Origin of the sequence: Cryobacterium aureum, from assembly GCF_002954245.1 — a bacterium.
GTDB classification, from domain to species: domain Bacteria; phylum Actinomycetota; class Actinomycetes; order Actinomycetales; family Microbacteriaceae; genus Cryobacterium; species Cryobacterium aureum.
Map to the genome: position 1 here is coordinate 456,100 of NZ_PPTG01000009.1, position 17,432 is coordinate 473,531.

A 17,432-nucleotide genomic window follows, 5' to 3' on the forward strand; every position below is an offset into this window, starting at 1 on the left:
TTGACGACCGGGGGAGAGACTCATAGGCTCGCGGAGTACAGGCTTCTTCCATCGAGGCGGAATTCCAAAGGCGGAACATCCATGACTACCATTCCCGAAGACACAAACCCGGTCGACTTCGACCACATCCGCATCGAACATGACGGACCGTTGTCGTGGATCGTGCTGAATCGTCCGGACCGCGCAAACGCACTGTCCACCGAAATGTTGAATGAATTCACCCAAGCGCTCGATTATTTGAAGACCAACGGTGGACCGATCCTTGCCATTCGCGGCGAAGGCAAGGGCTTCTGTTCCGGCTACGACCTCGGCCAAGTCGGCGTCCCGCGCCAAGCAGACCCGGTGGCCGACCGCAGCCGTCTGCAGCGCAACCTCGATCGCTTTCTGGCGATCTGGGACCACCCGAAACCGGTCATCGCAGCCGTGCACGGGTACTGCATCGCCGGCGGAACCCAGCTGTGCGTCTTCGCGGACATCACGATCGTCACCGAGAACGCCAAGATCGGCGAACCGACCATCCCTATCGGGGGTGGGTACATCGCGCCACTGTGGGCTCCCCTCGTCGGTCCGAAACGGGCGAAGGAACTTGCCTTCGTGCCGGGCAACAGCATCGACGGGCGGACTGCGGTCGAATGGGGCTGGGCCAATCACGCCGTTCCCGTCGACCACCTGCTCGACGCCGTTCGGAGCCTTGCCGCACGGATGGCGCTCACGCCACCCGACGTGCTCGCGATGAAAAAACTCTCTATCAACCGGGCGATGGAGGCGATGGGGATGCGCAATGCAGCGGCTGCGGTCGCGGATGCCGACGCCCTCCTCCATCTCGCTCCCGACGTTCTCACCATCCGCCAGAGGATCCTTGATGAGGGGCTGAAACCGGTGATGGAATCGTACCGCGTGCCACCGACTACCGATCTTTCGCACCCGTAGGCTCACCGTGGACCCCACATTCAATACCGCTTCCGGTCAGACCATCTGGTCACTCGCCCAGCACTGGGCCGATCGCCGTTCGGGCGAGGACGTGATCGTCGACCTCCCGAACCCGGCCGACCCGAGCATCCTTCGAGCGACCACCTGGGAGCGCCTCGTCACCGACACCGCAGAACTTCGTCGCCGGCTGGCCGCGGTCGGAGTGACAGATCAGCGCGCGGCGCTACTGGCACTCCCGAACTCCCCACTCAACGTTGCGGTGTGGCTCGCGATCCTCGCCAACGACGCGATCGTGCAGGCCATCGACGTCGAATCCGGGGTGCTCGTCTTCGAACGCGCGATAGCGGCGACGAATCCAGCCGTCGTCATAGCCTGCACTGCGAACGCCGCGCAGGCCGCCGAGGCCATAGCGCGGACGGGATCCGCTGCGCGCCTGATCGTCCCAACCGACCTGGGGCTCGGCGGGCAATACGGCTCCATCGAGGGGCTCAGCCGGCTAGGAGCCGAACCTGCCGCCGGATCTTCAGCATCCGTGGCTGCAGTGCTCCCCACATCCGGAACTTCGGGGCTGCCCAAGTGGGTGCAGCTGACCCAGGAGAATTTCGTGATGGCGGCGGAGCGCCTCTCGCGGAACAGCGGGTACCTCGACTCCGACCGGCACTACCTCTGCTCACCGTTCTTCCACACGAATGCGCAGCTCTACCTGTGTGCGCCCCCCTTCGTCACCGGGGGCTCGATGGCTATCGTGCCGCGTTTCAGTGCGAGCGGCTACTTCACTTCGGCGCGGACCACGGGCGCGACCGTGAGCTCGATGGTCGCTCCCCCCCTGCGAATTGCCCTCCAGAAGGCGATCGATGCGGGTGAGGCCGATTCGGGTGGCCTCCGCCTCATCCAGTATGGGATGACGCTCTCTGCGGCCGACTGGGTGGAGTGGGATGACCGCTTCGCCACCATCGAGATGCGCCAGATCTACGGCCAGACCGAATCCGTCACCGGGGTGCTCGGTGGCTCTCCGTGGGAAACCGACGACCGGATCGCCATCGGTCGTCCCTTAGTCGGAGTGCCGGGCGTTCGACTCGTCGGAGACGACGGCGAGGACGTGGACGACGGCGAGCCCGGCGAGCTGTGGGTACGCGGGAAGCCCGGCTCGACCCTGATGCTCGGATACCTCGACGCCCCGGAGGCAACCGCCGAAACGCTCATCGACGGCGAATGGTTGCGCACCGGCGACATCATGGTTCGGCAGGCGGACGGCCGGTTCCAGTTCCGTGGACGTCGGATGCACATCATCCGCCGTGGGGGCGAGAATCTCTCCACCTATGCGCTCGAGCTGGATTTGCAAGCGTGCCCGCTCGTGACAGACGTCGCGGTCACGGCCAAGGCGGACGACCGTCTCGACGCGCTCGTCGTCGCCCACGTGATACCCGATACCGGCTACACCGAACAGGGCTTCATTGCTTGGTGTCGCGCCACTCTCGGCAAGCGCGGTGTGCCTGACGAGATCCGTCTCCGCACTTCCTTTCCCAGAACGGGAAGCGGTCGAGTTATCGCCCGGGAACTCGAATGAGCGGCTACGTCTCGATCGTGGACACCTGGCGCAACACCGAGCGCATCGCGCTGACGACCGATACCGAGCAGCTTTCCTACCGGGACTGGGCTGAGCGAGGCGAACGACTCGCGAAGGGCTTGCTCGGTGCGGGAATCGAACGGCCGGCACGCGTGGCGGTGGCACTTCCGAACGGGCCAGACTTCGCCATCGCTCTCTACGCTTGCGCGCGTATCGGCGTCACTTTCGTGCCGATCAGTACTTGGGCGACCGGGCCAGAGCTGCACCGGATCCTGGCCGCGGCCGCGCCGGACCTCGTCATTACCTCCAATTTCCTCGGCACCCAGCTCGAATCATTTGCCGCGCTAGCGGCAGAAGGAGTCGGTCCCGGCCTCCGGCGGATGTTCAATGTGAGTCGGGGAGGACCGCTCCGCTCCGTCGAGGAACTCGTCGAGATGGGCCTCGAATGTTCGGAGGACCGCTGGGACCGCGCGGGTGCGGCAGGCTCAGACGAAGCCGATCTTACGATCCTCTATACCTCGGGCAGTACCGGCTTACCGAAGGGTGTCATTCTTCGTCAGGGCACCGTTCGTGGGAATGGCGCGGCCATCGCCGCTCGAATGGGTCTCGACGAATCGAGCCGTATCTACTCGTACTTTCCGATGTTCTTTAGTGGTGGACTCTGCAACTCGCTTTCCGCTGCGGCTTCCGTGGGAGCAGAGCTCGTGACCCAGGCGAGGTACGAACCCGCCTCCGCCGCCCGGCTCATCCGCTCGAGGCGATGCACCGCAAGAAACGTCTGGCATGACGGATTCGACGCCATCGCCAGTTCTCCGGACTTCTTTGCTGAGGACCTGCGTCGCATGCACCGCGGCCTCATCATCGATCCGAGCACGTTGACGCGACTCGGGCTGCCGTTCGACGAGGGTGTGAACATGTACGGGATGACCGAGACCGCGACGGCGTTCGCGATGCACGACTTCCGGGAGACGGCGGACGTCCGCAGAACCACGCACGGCGCTCCGCTGCCCGGGAACGAGGTTCGCACCTGCGAACCGGGATCGTCCGATCCAGTTGCTCCCGGACGGGAGGGTGAGATCTGCGTCCGTGGCCGAAGCCTCATGCGCGCCTACACGGATGGCAGCGACACGGCGTTGACGGACGAGGACGGATTCTTTCACACCGGCGATCTGGGCTTCGTCGACGATATCGGGCACGTCCACTACACGGGTCGCTTGAAGACCCTCATCAAGGTGCGGGGTTTGACGATCCAGCCGGAAGAGATCGAAGCGGTACTTCTTCGTCATCCGTCGATCCATGCTGCGGTGGTCGTAGGAGTGGGCGGCGCGGATGAATCGACGGGGCTGAGGGCTCTCGTGGCGGCAGATGTGGGGACCCGGGCCGTGGACATCGATCGCTATTGCCGGGCCGAGCTGTCCTCCTACAAGGTTCCCCGCGTGCAGTTCATTGAGGACCACGATTTCCCCTGGTCTGCCAGCCGCAAGATCGACCGGCGGGCCGCCGCGATGATTCCCGAGGCTCGGCCGTGACGGGCGCCGCCGGGACGGTCCTGATCGCCAACCGTGGAGAGGTCGCCGTGCGAATCGCACGGGCGGCTCGTGCCAACAACTTCCGAGTCGTGGCGCTGTACACCTCAGACGAGGTCGATGCCCTGCACGTGCGCGAAGCCGATGCATCCGTTCGCCTCGTCGGCACGGGGGCAGCCGCTTATTTGGATATCGAGCAGATCGTCGAGGCCGCGATCCGGTCCGAGGCAGGATTTGTACATCCAGGATGGGGCTTCCTCAGCGAGAGTGCTGCGTTCGCCCGCTCGTGCGAGAATGCCGGCCGGGTCTTTGTCGGGCCGACCCCGGAGACCCTCGAGATCTTCGGCGACAAGTCGGTGGCCCGCGACCTCGCCATCGGCTCCGGTGTGCCTGTGCTCGAGGCCACGTCCGGACCGACGGATCTCGACGCCGCGACGCGATTCATGACTGCGTCGCGCGGAGCCGTAATCGTGAAGGCCGTCAGCGGTGGCGGCGGCAAGGGAGTACGGATCGTCGAGGACTCGGCTTGGCTGGCCTCGGCGCTCGAGCGCGCTGCGTCGGAGGCCCTGCGCAGTTTTGGACGCGCCGATGTCTACGTCGAGCGCTACCTGCCCCGGTCCCGGCACATCGAGGTGCAGATCGTTGGTGACGGCACCGGGGAAGTTGTGCACTTGTGGACCCGAGACTGCAGCCTCCAGCGTCACCACCAGAAGGTGGTCGAAATAGCCCCCGCACCCGCGATGGATCCGGCCGTGGAACAGCGAATGCTGGATGCCTCGCTGTGCCTCGCTCGGAGCGTGCGATTCCGCGGGGTTGGCACCATTGAATTTCTTCTGGACGTCGACAATCCGACCGAGTACTACTTCATCGAGGGAAATCCCCGGCTGCAGGTCGAACATGGGGTGACCGAGCAGGTGACCGGCGTGGACATCGTTCGTCTCCAGCTCGATATCGCGGGTGGTGCGACGCTTGCCTCGCTCGGAATCAGCCAGACATCGATCGGAGATCCAACCGGCGTCTCGATCGAGGCGCGGCTCACGCTCGACGCCTCGGAGCCCGTCACGATCAGTCGATTTACGCCCCCGACGGGCGAGGGAATCCGCACCGACACTGGGGCATTCGTCGGGCTTACCGTCAGCACGGACTTTGATCCGCTACTTGCGAAGGTGCTGGTCCATCGTAAGTCCACGGACGTGACCGAGGTTGTCGACGCACTGTCGGGCGCGCTGACGCGCTTCGACATGGCTGGTCCCACAACCAATCGGGGAGCCCTCCTCGAACTGCTCGCGCAACCGGCAGTGCGACGCGGGGCGCTGACGACCACGCTGGTCGACGATCTGGCGACATCGGCCACGCCGGACGACGACGGTGAGATCTCCAGCACCATCGCGGGAACGGTCATCTCGGTCACGATTCGCTCCGGTGATTCGGTCAGACGCGGTCAGGTGCTGCTTGTGGTCGAGGCGATGAAGATGGAGCACGAGGTCATTGCTCCTGCCTCAGGCACGGTCCGTGGAGTGGAGATCTCCGTCGGCGATCAGGTCGCGGTCGGGCAATCGCTGGCCACATTCGATGCCGATTCACGGCCGCGCAGTGAGGGAGAGCAGGCGGCCATCCCCGAGCCTGCATCCGTGCGCGAGGACTCTGCGGAGAACCGACGACGGCATGAACTCGTACTCGACGAGGCTCGCCACGACGCGATCGAGCGGCGACACGCCCGAGGCAAGCGCACGGCGAGGGAGAATGTTGCCGACCTGTGCGACGACGGAAGCTTCGTCGAATACGGCGCGCTTGTCATCGCCGCCCAGCGGCGTAGGCGATCCGTCGACGACCTGGAACGGAACACCCCGGCTGACGGGCTCGTCGCGGGGTTCGGCACGCTCGGCGCGCGCAGTCGCGGAGCCACCGCAGCTCGGATCGCGGTGCTCGCCTACGATTATACGGTCCTGGCCGGGACCCAGGGTGTACAGAACCACAAGAAGGCCGAGCGGATCTTCGAACTTGCGCGACGTCGATCAAGTCCCGTCGTCGTCTTCGCCGAGGGCGGTGGGGGTCGGCCGGGAGACACTGACAATTCGGCGAAAGCCACGGGCATGGACCTAGGAACGTATGTTGCACTCGGCCGCCTCAATGGCAGGGTCCCGACGGTCGCGATAGCTTCCGGCCGCTGCTTCGCAGGAAATGCCGCGATCGTCGGCTCATGCGATCTCGCCATCGCAACGGAAGACGCGAACATCGGGATGGGCGGTCCCGCGATGATCGAGGGCGGTGGCCTCGGGAAATTCGATCCGAGCGAAATCGGCCCCGCAGCGATGCTCGCCGACACTGGCGCCATCGATGTGCTTGTTCGGGACGAGGCGACCGCAGTCTCCGTTGCGAAGAAGTACCTGGGCTTCTTCGCCGGCACCGCCCCGGAGTGGTCGGCGATCGACCAACAAGAGCTCCGTCACCTCATCCCTGAGAAGCGGACACGTACCTTCGATATCCGCCGCGTCATCGAAGTGCTCGCCGACACCGGATCCGTGCTCGAACTAAGGGAACGATTCGGGCGCGGCATGATCACCAGTCTCGCGAGGATTGAAGGAAGACCCGTCGGTATCGTCGCAAATAATGGCCTGCACCTTGGCGGAGCGATCGACAGCGACGGTGCCGACAAGCTGGTGCGGTTCCTCAACCTGTGCGACAATTACGGTATTGCCGTTGTTTCGCTCTGCGACACGCCGGGATTCATGGTCGGCCCGGCGTCGGAGGAAACGGCCGCCCTCCGGCACGTCGGTCGCATTTTCGTTACTGGCCCGAATCTATCGGTGCCGCTCTGCACCATCGTCATCCGCAAGGCCTATGGGTTGGGCGGCCAGGCAATGGCGGGAGGCAGTTTTCGTGTTCCGGCGGCCATCGTCGCCTGGCCAACGGGTGCATTCGGGGCTATGGGTCCGGAAGGCGCGGTGCGCCTCGGCTTCAAACGAGAACTCGACGCAATCGTCGATCCCGCAGCCCGCCAGAGGGAGTCCGATCGGCTCGTCGCTGAGTACGAGCGGGACGGCCTCGCCTACAACGCCGCGTCGGTATTCGAGCTCGACGACGTCATCGATCCGGCGGAGACGCGGCGGCTGATCAGTGCGACAGTCGGTCAGCCGAGTCATAAGAAGCGACGAAAGCGGCGGCTGGATACCTGGTAGCGGCGTCCCACGCCGCGACCCTACCCGTGCCACGTGACAGCGGGGATCCGCGCTCAGACGCGCTCTGCCACATCAGCCGACCGCGCGACCGATTGGCCTCCTCTCCTGATGCCGTTCCGGACACGAGGTTGTACACGACGATCGCACCGCTCGGCCCTGAGATCCACGCGTAGGCCGTCCTGGAAGGATGGTGACGTCACCGACGTTGAGTGTCACGGATTCCGTTTCGAGTTCCCTGACAACCGAGCCCTGAAGAACTACGTCGAAATCCGTGGTGATCGTTCGATGCAGGGGAGTTCGCTGACCGGGTTCGCAGGTGAAGAGGTTGTACATCGAGCCCCGGGCGCCGTGGGAGAGCCGAGCAGAAGCACATCTTCGCGACCCTCGGGGATCACCGTATTGTTGTTCACCAGGCGGAGCGCCTCGATGATTCCGGTCCCGCTGGTGAACTCCCGTGATTCACACGACTCTGGCTCGACCGTCCTCGCGAACTCCCGTGATGTAAAGCTTTGGCATCAACTCGTCCTCCCTCTGTTAGTGGATCGTGTAGCCGCCGTCGACGACGACCGGCGTGTGCCCCGTTTCGCTCCACTCCGGCGAATTTCGCAGCAACGATCGTCATGTACACCGAGGCAAAAGAGCGGGGAGCGCCGTCCTCTCGAGAACCTCGCGTCGCAGCGCCACTTTGTCCACCTTCGTGGAGGACATCGGCCATTCCGCGGATGACTTGAAGAACACCGCGCGGGGAATCTTGAAACTGGAGATCTTGCCTTTGCAGTACTCGATCAGCTCGAACTCGGAAATGGAGGCTCCGGGCGCGAGCTCGACGAATGCCACCGGGACCTCATCCAGCCGCGGATCGGCTTGAGCCACGACTTCGGCGATGAGCACCAACGGGTGCGTGCATAAGAACGCCTCGACCTCGATGGCCGGCACGTTCTCGCCGCCGATCTTGAGCATGTCCTTGAGTCTGCGCTCGTAAACGAGGTGACCGGACTCGAGAAGGCGGAACAGGTCTCCGGTGTGAAGCCATCCTTCTGCGTCGACCGCCTCAGCGGTCTTCTCCTTGTCACGGTAGAAGCCGAGCATGAGGGAGTATCCACGCAAGAGCAACTCCCCGAGTTCGCCCGCCAGCGAGTCCAGCCCGGTCTCGGGGTCGATCACTCGCGCCTCTGCTCATGATACCGGCTTTCCGGCGGTGGTAGCACGTAGCTCCGGGGTGTCGTCCATCGGAGAGATCGTGTAGCACCCGGCCATCTCGGACATGCCAGATCCGTTTATCAGCAGAGCCTGCGGGAAGAGTTCCATGATGTGACGGAGATCGCTGGTCGGGCCGACGAGAATGACCGAGGTGACGTGATCGAGTTCGGATGCGTCGAAGTCAGGTTGCCCGAGGAGCATATTCATCGTCGGCACGAACCACGGCCAGATCGAGGTGACACGATAGCGCTTGATGGCCTCCAACGCCCGAGCTCCGTCGACGAAGACGTCGGTAACGAACATCGCCCCCATTGCAATGGTGGCGAGAAAGACCTGCATGCTCGCTATGTGGAACAGGGGCAGCGGGCACCATGCGGCGCGATCCTCGAGCGGTTCCGGAAACGGCACCGTCTCTTTCGCACGGCCGACGCTGCCGCGGGTGATGCCCTCGTTCGTAATGAGGCATCCCTTTGGGTGGGCGGTGGTCCCTGAGGCGTAGAGGATCATCGCGACGTCCCGCACGCTAATCAGGCCACGTAGTCGATCGACTATCGACGGGTCGACGGCATCTGCGAGCGACGCGAAATCGTCCTGGCCGATTGTTCCTTCACTTGCCTCTCCGCGGAGCATGATCAAGTGACGGAGGTTTTCGGCTTCGGGGAGGGCGAGTGGCCGACCGGGAGCGCTGCCCGCAAGCGACGGCAGGCTCTCGCCGAGAATCGCTCGGAAGTCCGTGCGCGCCGCGATCGAATCCGTAGTGAGCACTGCCGTGAGTTGCGCATTCTCGATGATGTAACCGAGTTCTGTGCTTCGGAGACGTGCATTCAACGGCACGATCACCGCACCGAGAAGCGCCACGCCGAAATAGCCTTCGACATACTCGGGCGAGTTGGGCATGAGAAGCCCCACGTGGTCACCGGGGTGGATTCCGAGCGAGTACAGGCTTCGCGCGGAACGAGTCGCCGATTCGAGCAGTTGCCCATAGGTGAACTCACGATCGGGGAACGCCAGGGCAACTCGATCGGGATACGAGATCGCGGAGCGCACGAGTAGATCCGCAAGCGGCACCGACTCACTAAACACGTCTTTGGGCATCGTCTACTCTCCTCATCATTGCGGAGGGGCGGGGACATCCCTAACGGGACAATTCAACACTATGACGACCCGTCGTTACTGTCAACGCTGTCGTTGAGAGCGAGGGACCGATTTCGAATGCATACCGCCGGAGTCCGTGAGGCGCGACTCATAGAGAAGGTAAGGGTAATGAGCAGGCTCATGGTCAGCCTGACACTCTTTTCACATTGACAGGGAATGGACCTCGGTCAACGTGTGTGTAGAATCCGATTCTATGATTACAACGGAATTCACAGAAGCGTTTGGCATCGAACATCCCGTCGTTTGTGGCGGAATGACAGGCGTGGGCACAGCGGGGCTGATCGCCGCCGTGGCAAACGCCGGCGCTCTCGGATTTCTGTCGGCGCTCACGCAGCCAACGCCGTCCAAACTGGACGCGGAGATCCGGCGTACAAAGCAACTGACCAGTCGGCCGTTCGGGGTTAATCTAACAATCCTTCCGACCATTAACCCCGTTCCGTATGACGAGTACCTCCAGGTGATCATCGACAACGCCATTCCGGTCATCGAGACAGCCGGGTCATCGCCCGAACCTCTCATGGAGCGGCTCAAAGCGGCCGGGGTGAAGGTCGTTCACAAAGCGGTGGCTGTGCGGCACGCCCTGACCGCCGAGCGTCTCGGAGTAGACGCTGTCAGTATCGACGGCTTTGAATGCGCGGGACATCCCGGTGAAGAGGACATTCCTGGTCTGGTGCTCATCCCTGCTGCGGCCGCCCGCCTTGGAATCCCCCTCATCGCGTCCGGTGGTTTCGCTACTGGATCAGGGCTGGTCGCGGCGCTGGCCTTGGGTGCATCCGCGATCAACATGGGTACCCGGTTCGTGGCGACAATCGAAGCTGGCGTGCATGACAACGTGAAGAAGCAGATCGTCGAGAACTCAGAACACGACACCAACGTCGTCTTCCGATCGTTCCGCAATTCGGCACGCGTGGCCAAGAACGCCATCTCCGACGAGATCCTCGAGATCGAAGCGCGCGAGGGGACCACATTCGCCGACATCGCACATCTCGCCTCGGGGGCGCGGGGGCGCCAGAACGTGCTCGCAGAAGGGCGCATGGACGACGGCTTGTGGTGGGCCGGCCAATCCCAGGGCCTCATCACCGAGGTGCTCACCTGCAAGCAGGTAGTCGACTCGATCGTCGCCGAGGCAGAGGAGCTGATTGCCCGACGATTGGCTGCGGTCGTCCTCTAGGCCGGTCTGGTCGGAGTGCACGACCGTCACCCGCATGTCGTCACTGGGGTGTGTGGCGGTGCCGTCAACCGCGCCATTGGACGCTTCCCGACACGTGGTGATATGAATGTTGACGACCCAGTCAACATCTGCGTAGACTGCGAAAGGGCCAACGAAGGCCCCTTATCGAAAACGATTGAGAGACACATGACTGTCACCGCCGACAATCTCATCGCCAGCGTGCAGCGCCTGGTCGATCAGGACGACATCAAACGACTCCTGTACGAGTACGCATTCCATCTGGACGCCGCCAACCCGGACAAGATGCTCCCCCTCTTCACCGAAGACCTTCATGTGGCCTACGGCCCGTCACACGGCGCAGATGGCGCCGCGGCCTATCTCGAGACGCTCACCAGCGAGAAGTTTGGAGTCGCCGCATTCTTCGCCGGCACCAGCCACCACGTCTCCAATGTGGTCATCGACTTCGTCGACGCCGATACCGCCAATGTGCGCTCCGTGCTTTACGCCTTCCACCACTACATGCGCGAGCGTCCCGACGGCATCGTGTACGCCCAGTACCACGACATCGTCGTGCGTAGGCCGGAAGGCTGGAAGATCAAGCGTCGTGAGCTCAAGCATGCGGGTACCGAGACCTACCACGCCAAGGGCGACGCGCTGAACCCGATCCCCCGTAACAGCCTGCCGGGATCACGCTAATGTCGGACGAGCTGCTCTTCGAGGTCCGCGATCACGTCGCCTACCTCACGCTCAACCGCCCCAAAGCTCTCAACTCGATCTCGCATGACCTCGACGTCGAGCTTGCGCAGAAGTGGAACGAGATCGACGCAGACCCCGATATCTGGGTGGCGGTGCTCTCGGCAGCTGGAGATCGCGCGTTCTGCGCGGGAGCCGACATCAGCGGAGGCACGGGTGCTCACTCATCCCGTCTGGCACTCGGTGGTGGCCTCACCGGAATCGGAGGCCCGCTTCGCTTACTCAAGAAGCCGCTCATCGCCGCCGTCCACGGGTACGCACTCGGTGGAGGCTTCGAGCTGGCCATGTGCGCCGACGTGATCGTCGCCGCCGACAATGCACAGTTCGGTCTTCCTGAAGTTAAGGCGGGCATCATCGGGGAATCGGGTGTCATGCACCGTGCGATCCGTCAGCTGCCGCATCACATCGCGATGGCACTCATCCTGACGGGCGAGCGGATGCCCGCTGCTGACGCCGTGCGATACGGCCTCGTCAACGAGGTGGTGCCGTTCGATGAGCTGCAGCCGACTGCCGAGAAGTGGGCGGCCAAGTTGACTGCGGCCTCGCCACTGGCGCAGCAGGCCGCGAAAGAGGCAGTGCTGTCCAGCCTCGGAGGCCCTCTGGAGATTGCCCTGGCAACGAAGTACGAGCCGATCGAGGCGTACGCGAACACGGAAGACGTCAAGGAGGGCCACCTGGCCTTCCAGGAGAAGCGCCTTCCCCAGTGGAGCGGTAAGTAACCCGCCTACACCCACCGGGTGATGACCTGCCGGGATCGGATGCTTAGGCTCCGATCCCGACAGGTTTTTTTCGGGTCGGGGACCTAGGACACCCAGACCCTGAAGCAGAGGGCGCGAATACCCTCCCCGTGCACCGTCCCCGGGTCGCTATGAAGGGGTGTGGCTTTTCAATTTAGATGGCGGCATTTCTTCAAAAGTAAATGGCGGCATAGTTGCCCACGTCGCAGGCTTGGATGGTGTCAGGTGCGGAACCCTCTGCGCCCCGACCGTGCCACTCGTCATCGGCGTCAGCGAATCCCGCCATTCGAAACAGAAAGAACCCCGCCAGAAAATGCTGCCGGTACCGGTGCGCGATCGTCCCCGGTACCTGTCGGCGGTGTTCGCGCCCGGGATCCGTGCGGCGCCCGGTGGCTGATAAGTAGGTATTTTGCCAAGAGGCAGTCTGAAGCGGCGCCCGTAGATGATCGTTGTTCGGGTTTCATGGGGAAGCGGGGGTGCTTTTGTCCCGCTTCCCCACGAAACTCGAGAGACTGAGTCAAGGGCGCTGCTGGGGTTGGCTGCCACGACCAAGCGATGAGCGTGTCTTATCGACGCACGGTCAGGCTGATATACGCGGGTTGGTTACCCCAGGACGAAGTGTTCGGCTGAAGCGGTGCCGCAGGTCTAACATCGGGCGTCGCAGGACCTGTTCGGTCGTGTTACTCGACAAGCGATGCCGGGCCGCCATCAGGTCCTATCGCGTGTCCTCACGCAACCGCACGAGATTACGGGCGGCTTCTTCCTCGACCGATGGAACGTGTCCCTGGCGTCGGTCTTCACCCGGTCACCACTTGGACGTAAGAGTTTCGACGGAGCCGCGACCACACATCTGGTCCCTGACTCGTCCAGCAAACGGGACAAACCGAAACCGGTCGGCCCCGCCTCGTACGATACCTCGGTCGGTTCCGACAACGACTTCACCCACGCCCGGACCTCGGTCAGATCGAATCCGAAGTTGTGGTGCACCACTTCACCGGCCCGGTCATCGATGACGCACCCCGCGATAGATCGCGCGTGCACATCCAGGCCAACAAAACTACGATAAATACTCAACTGGGGCCTCCAAGTTCAACAGTCGGTTAGGCCAACCTTCCATGCTGGTAACCAAGTCCTACTCGAACCGAGGCCCCAGTCTCAAGAGCTGTGCACTACTCATATCGTCTAAGACCGATGCAGCCGGCGGCATCAACTGGACCCTGTCGGGACCATCAACAGCACACCACCGGCCGGCGCAGCAGGACCCGTCGCATTGCATCCTGGTCCGGCGCACTTGGAGAACCGGGAGCGCTTCGAGGGCGGGGCCGGCACTGGTCCGGTGCCCCGCCCTCGAAGCGCCTGTCAGCGTGCCTTCGCTACCGCCCCGGCCACGTCACACCGGGATGCAGGTGCTGATCAGTCACGGACGGCCACCAGACGGCCGATGACCTCGCCGCGCTCGAGTTTCTGCACGCCTTCACCAATCTCGTCGAAGGAGGTGGTAGTGACGTTGGCTTTGAGCCTGCCCTCGCTGATGAGTTTCAGGACCGCCGCGCAGTCCTCCTGGGTGCCGGCCTGGGATCCTACGAGGGTCAGTCGGGAGAGCGTCAGGCGCTGAAGGTTCAAGGTTCCTTCTGGGTGCCCGAGCCCGACCTGTACCACCCTGCCGTCGGGACGGACCGTGTCGATGGCCCCTGCCGTCGTCGTGCCGAAGCCAGCATAGTCGATGATGACATCGAGGTCCTTGTCGGCGAACTCACGGATGTCCTTGGCTACGGCGGTCACGCCGAGTTCCCTGCCCAGGTCCCACACCTTTTCATTGACCTCGGCGGCGTAGACCTCGGCCCCGGCGCCGACGCAGATCTGAACGGCCAGGGAACCTAGACCGCCGAGGCCGATAATGCCGACCTTGTCACCGGCCTTGACCCCGCCGACTGTCATGGCCGCGTGGTACGCCGTCATGCCGGCATCGGTCGCCGCGGCGGCCTGGTCGAAGGGAACCCCCTCCGGCACCGGAATGACGAACCTGGCGGGGGTGAGGACCTTCTCGGCGAATCCGCCGTCCATGCTGGTGCCGGGGGTGGGGATGTCGCACGGGATGGCGACGTGCTGGCCCACCGTGAATCCGGCGACGCCGGGTCCGAGGGCCGAGACGACGCCAGCAATCTCGTGGCCGAGCGTGATGGGACGTTTGGGCAGGAGCCCGGACAAGGTGCCGTCGAGGAATCCGACATCGCTGTGGCAGATACCCGCACCCTTGACGTCCAGCACCAGTTCGCCCGGTCCGGGGACCGGGTCGGGAACATCGTGCAGTTCCAACGGGTGGTTCTCGGTAACGAATTGCCAAGCCTTCATGACGGTTTCCTTTCAGTGAACTTCTGTGGCTTCGACGGACCAGGATCAAACTGCGCTTAGGACCTGGCCTTCGTCAGTGGGCATCCTTAGGCCCAGGACTCAGAGGTCCAAGACAAGTCTTGGACAAGCTGCTCGGGACACGCAGATGAACATCGTGTCGTTCGCCTTCTGCTCCGCCGGGGTTAGTACAGAGTCCCGGTGGTCGACCTGGCCCTCAAGGACCGACGTCTCACACGTGCCGCACGTCCCTTCCTGACAGGAGGAGAGCACGGAGACTCCGGCCTCCTCGACGACCTGAAGGATGGACTTCTCCGGCGGCACGGTCAGGGCCAGCCCGCTGGCGGCCAGTTCCACCTCGAACGACTCGGCCAGCAGCGGCTCACCGACGGCCTTGGGGCTGAACCGTTCCACGTGCAGGCTGCCCGGCGGCCACGCGGCGCAGCGCTGCTCAACGGCGGCCAGCAGCGGCTCGGGGCCGCAGCAGTAGACCAACGTCTCTGACCGAGAGGCGCCAAGGATCTTGTCTAGGTCGATGAGGCCGACCTCGTCGTGCGGGTGCAGCGTGACCCGATTGTCAGTCGCATCCTCGAATGATTCGAGGAAGGCCATCGACCGGCGACTGCGCCCGCCGTAGTGCAGTTCCCATTCGGCGCCGGCGGCCTCCGCGGCGGTCAGCATCGGCAGGATAGGGGTGATTCCGATGCCGCCGGCGATGAACAGGTACCTCGGCGAGGGCACCAGCGGGAAGTTGTTGCGCGGCCCTCGGACGTCCACCTCCACTCCTTCGACCAGCGCGGTGTGCACCCGCTCGGACCCGCCGCGGCTTTTCGGTTCCCGAAGGACGGCGATCCGCCAGAGCGAACGGTCGTCGGGCTCGCCGCAGAGCGAGTACTGGCGGCTCATCCCGTCGGATACCTTCAGGTCGATGTGTGCCCCGGGCGCCCAGGCCGGAAGATCGGCGCCGGCCGGGTCGCACAGGTGGAGGACGACGACACCCTCGGCGCCGGTCCGGCGAGCGGTGACCCGCAGCCGCAGGTCCACCTCGTCGTGCGCGATCCGCTCATGCGGGATCTGGTCATGTGTGATCTGCACGGACGTGCTCCGTTCGAAGATGGGATTGCGGGCTTGGACCAAGGCGCGTGTGGGACTGGATGAGCACCGGGCGTGCCTCATTGAGCGACCGTGTCCTCAGCGCCACCGGCCTTTCCTGCCGAATCGGCATCATGAAGCGTTGTTCCACTGCAGCGGGAGGTTGAGGACCGTCCCGACGATCCCTGATGCGTGTCGGACGGTCTCGCCCGGGACGATCTCGAAATCGGGGATGCTCTCGAGCCATGCTCTGATCGTCGTCTGGATCTCGACGCGTGCGAGGTAGGAACCGGCGCAGCGGTGAACACCGTGCCCGAAGGTGAGGTGCTCGACCTTCGATCGTGTGAAGTCGACATCCAGGGGGCACTCGGTCACGTTGGGATCGAGGCCGTAGAGCATCGAGGGGATCGCGACCATGTCCCCGTCCTTCAACGTGACCCCGTCGATGTCTTTGGTGCCCTTGACGATGCGCGCGTCCGAGACCAGCCCAAATCGGCGCAGTAGTTCCTCCGTCGCAGTGGGGATGCTATTCGGGTTTTCGATGAGGTACCGGCAGTCGTCTGGATGCTCGGCCAGGTACTGCATCATGAAGCTGAGGAAGTTGACGACGGTGTCCAGGCCGGCCAAGAGCAGCAAGCCGCAAAGGCGGAGGCATTCGTCCTGCGTGAGCGGCCGTCCGTCGACCGTACTGTGGACAATCGTGCTGATGGGATCGTCCCCGGGAGACTTTCTGCGTTCATCGATGAACGGCGCCAGGAAATCGAAGAAGTGGTCGTGGGCTTCGGCCATCGTCATGGAACCATCCGGGCGGGTCATCTGGTCACCGATGTACTTCAGGCGCGCGGCATCCGTGCTGGGTAGGTTAAGCAGCTTGAGGAAGATCTCGATGGGGAAGATCTCTGCATAGTCCTTGGTGAAGTCACACGATCCGCGCTCGCGGATTGTCGCGATCAGGTCCTTGGCAACCTGACGAATCTCCGGTTCGATCCGCCGGATCGTTCCCGGGCCGACCGCGTCGTTGATGATCTTTCGGTATGGCTGGTGCTCCGGCGGGTCCATGGACACGGGGATGAAACTGTACTGTTCACCCGCCTCCTTGGGCAGGAACGGACACTCGCTCGAGAACGTTTTGTTGTTCTCAAATATCTCCTTGACGAGATGTCCTTTGGTGGCAATCCAGTGCCCCCCGTTGTGTGCGGTCCACACGAGACCATGCTCCCCATGCGACTGAAGACTCGTCCACGCCTCCTGCATGCCCTTATCGATGTGTGGCGGATTAAACATGTCAAAGTCGACCACACGATCAACTGGCACGTTGTCGGGGGCTAGTTGGTTGTGTTCACGCAGATCGGTGCTCATGGGCTACTCCTCGTGTCGACGGTCCAGCCGCGGACAAAGCTCCTGCAGGAGCCTTGTCCACCGGCTATGGGAAGGGCAGGAGACCTTCCCATCAACGATGTTGTTGATTTCTCCCCCCAGAGTGGCACCCCTCACAGCCGATGTCAACGGTTCTGTAGATTCAAGGGCAGGAGGCTCCCCTTCAGGAGACTTCTTTTGCCGCAGCCTCCTGGGCCGGTGGTGATTCTCATCTGCAAAAATCTTGGCGGAAGTGTAGAGGGTCTCAGCGCGGCGGGCGAACTCGCTGGTACCGGAGTTCCGGGTGAGGGTCTTGAACGTCCCGTGGACGGGAGCAGGGCTCAGCCGCAGGGAGGCTGAGTTGAGACTGCGCGCCACCACGGCTTCACCGTGCCTTCGGGCAGGATGCCTGTCGAC

At 63.5% G+C, this 17,432-nt stretch carries 12 protein-coding genes; 7 read left to right on the forward strand and 5 right to left on the reverse strand.

The features are described from left to right. Positions 1–81 precede the first annotated feature (81 nt). Genes CJ028_RS05110 through CJ028_RS05125 form a run of 4 tightly spaced genes read left to right on the forward strand, consistent with a single transcriptional unit; the run spans position 82 to position 7,202 of the window. Complete coding sequence (locus CJ028_RS05110) at positions 82–930, forward strand: enoyl-CoA hydratase/isomerase family protein (RefSeq protein WP_105034172.1); 849 nt, start codon at positions 82–84, stop codon at positions 928–930. A gap of 7 nt (positions 931–937) precedes the next feature. Beyond that, positions 938–2,497, forward strand: a complete 1,560-nt coding sequence (locus tag CJ028_RS05115) for a class I adenylate-forming enzyme family protein (protein ID WP_105034173.1) — start codon at positions 938–940, stop codon at positions 2,495–2,497. Then, on the forward strand, positions 2,494–4,026 hold the full coding sequence (locus CJ028_RS05120; protein WP_105034174.1) for a class I adenylate-forming enzyme family protein: 1,533 nt from the start codon (positions 2,494–2,496) through the stop codon (positions 4,024–4,026). The genes CJ028_RS05115 and CJ028_RS05120 overlap by 4 nt, the downstream gene beginning before the upstream one ends. After that, complete coding sequence (locus tag CJ028_RS05125) at positions 4,023–7,202, forward strand: carboxyl transferase domain-containing protein (protein WP_105034175.1); 3,180 nt, start codon at positions 4,023–4,025, stop codon at positions 7,200–7,202. The genes CJ028_RS05120 and CJ028_RS05125 overlap by 4 nt, the downstream gene beginning before the upstream one ends. 618 nt (positions 7,203–7,820) lie before the next feature. Here the strand turns inward: CJ028_RS05125 and CJ028_RS21795 are convergent. Then, complete coding sequence (locus CJ028_RS21795; RefSeq protein ID WP_105034176.1) at positions 7,821–8,366, reverse strand: AMP-binding enzyme; 546 nt, start codon at positions 8,364–8,366, stop codon at positions 7,821–7,823. A 12-nt stretch (positions 8,367–8,378) separates the two neighbouring features. Continuing rightward, complete coding sequence (locus CJ028_RS05135; protein WP_105034177.1) at positions 8,379–9,497, reverse strand: AMP-binding protein; 1,119 nt, start codon at positions 9,495–9,497, stop codon at positions 8,379–8,381. Positions 9,498–9,750: 253 nt separating this feature from the next. On the opposite strand from CJ028_RS05135, the gene CJ028_RS05140 reads away from it, so the two are divergent. The 3 genes from CJ028_RS05140 to CJ028_RS05150 all read left to right on the forward strand — a co-directional run bounded on the left by CJ028_RS05140 (position 9,751) and on the right by CJ028_RS05150 (position 12,200). After that, a complete protein-coding gene (locus CJ028_RS05140) occupies positions 9,751–10,728 on the forward strand; it encodes an NAD(P)H-dependent flavin oxidoreductase (RefSeq protein WP_105034178.1) in 978 nt (325 codons plus the stop codon). A gap of 186 nt (positions 10,729–10,914) precedes the next feature. Beyond that, positions 10,915–11,424 carry a nuclear transport factor 2 family protein gene (locus tag CJ028_RS05145; protein ID WP_105034179.1) on the forward strand — a complete coding sequence of 170 codons (510 nt, stop codon included), beginning with the start codon at positions 10,915–10,917 and terminating at the stop codon, positions 11,422–11,424. Then, positions 11,424–12,200, forward strand: a complete 777-nt coding sequence (locus CJ028_RS05150; protein WP_105034180.1) for an enoyl-CoA hydratase-related protein — start codon at positions 11,424–11,426, stop codon at positions 12,198–12,200. The genes CJ028_RS05145 and CJ028_RS05150 overlap by 1 nt, the downstream gene beginning before the upstream one ends. 1,431 nt (positions 12,201–13,631) lie before the next feature. On the opposite strand, the gene CJ028_RS05155 is transcribed toward CJ028_RS05150, so the two are convergent. The 3 genes from CJ028_RS05155 to CJ028_RS05165 form a co-directional block, all read right to left on the reverse strand. Beyond that, a complete protein-coding gene (locus tag CJ028_RS05155) occupies positions 13,632–14,570 on the reverse strand; it encodes a zinc-binding dehydrogenase (RefSeq protein ID WP_105034181.1) in 939 nt (312 codons plus the stop codon). 99 nt (positions 14,571–14,669) lie between these two features. Then, the gene (locus CJ028_RS05160; protein ID WP_240607094.1) at positions 14,670–15,662 is read right to left on the reverse strand and encodes a PDR/VanB family oxidoreductase; all 993 of its coding nucleotides are present in this window, start codon (positions 15,660–15,662) and stop codon (positions 14,670–14,672) included. 129 nt (positions 15,663–15,791) lie between these two features. Continuing rightward, positions 15,792–17,018, reverse strand: coding sequence for a cytochrome P450 (locus tag CJ028_RS05165; protein ID WP_105034183.1), 1,227 nt, complete (start codon positions 17,016–17,018; stop codon positions 15,792–15,794). Positions 17,019–17,432: the final 414 nt, after the last annotated feature.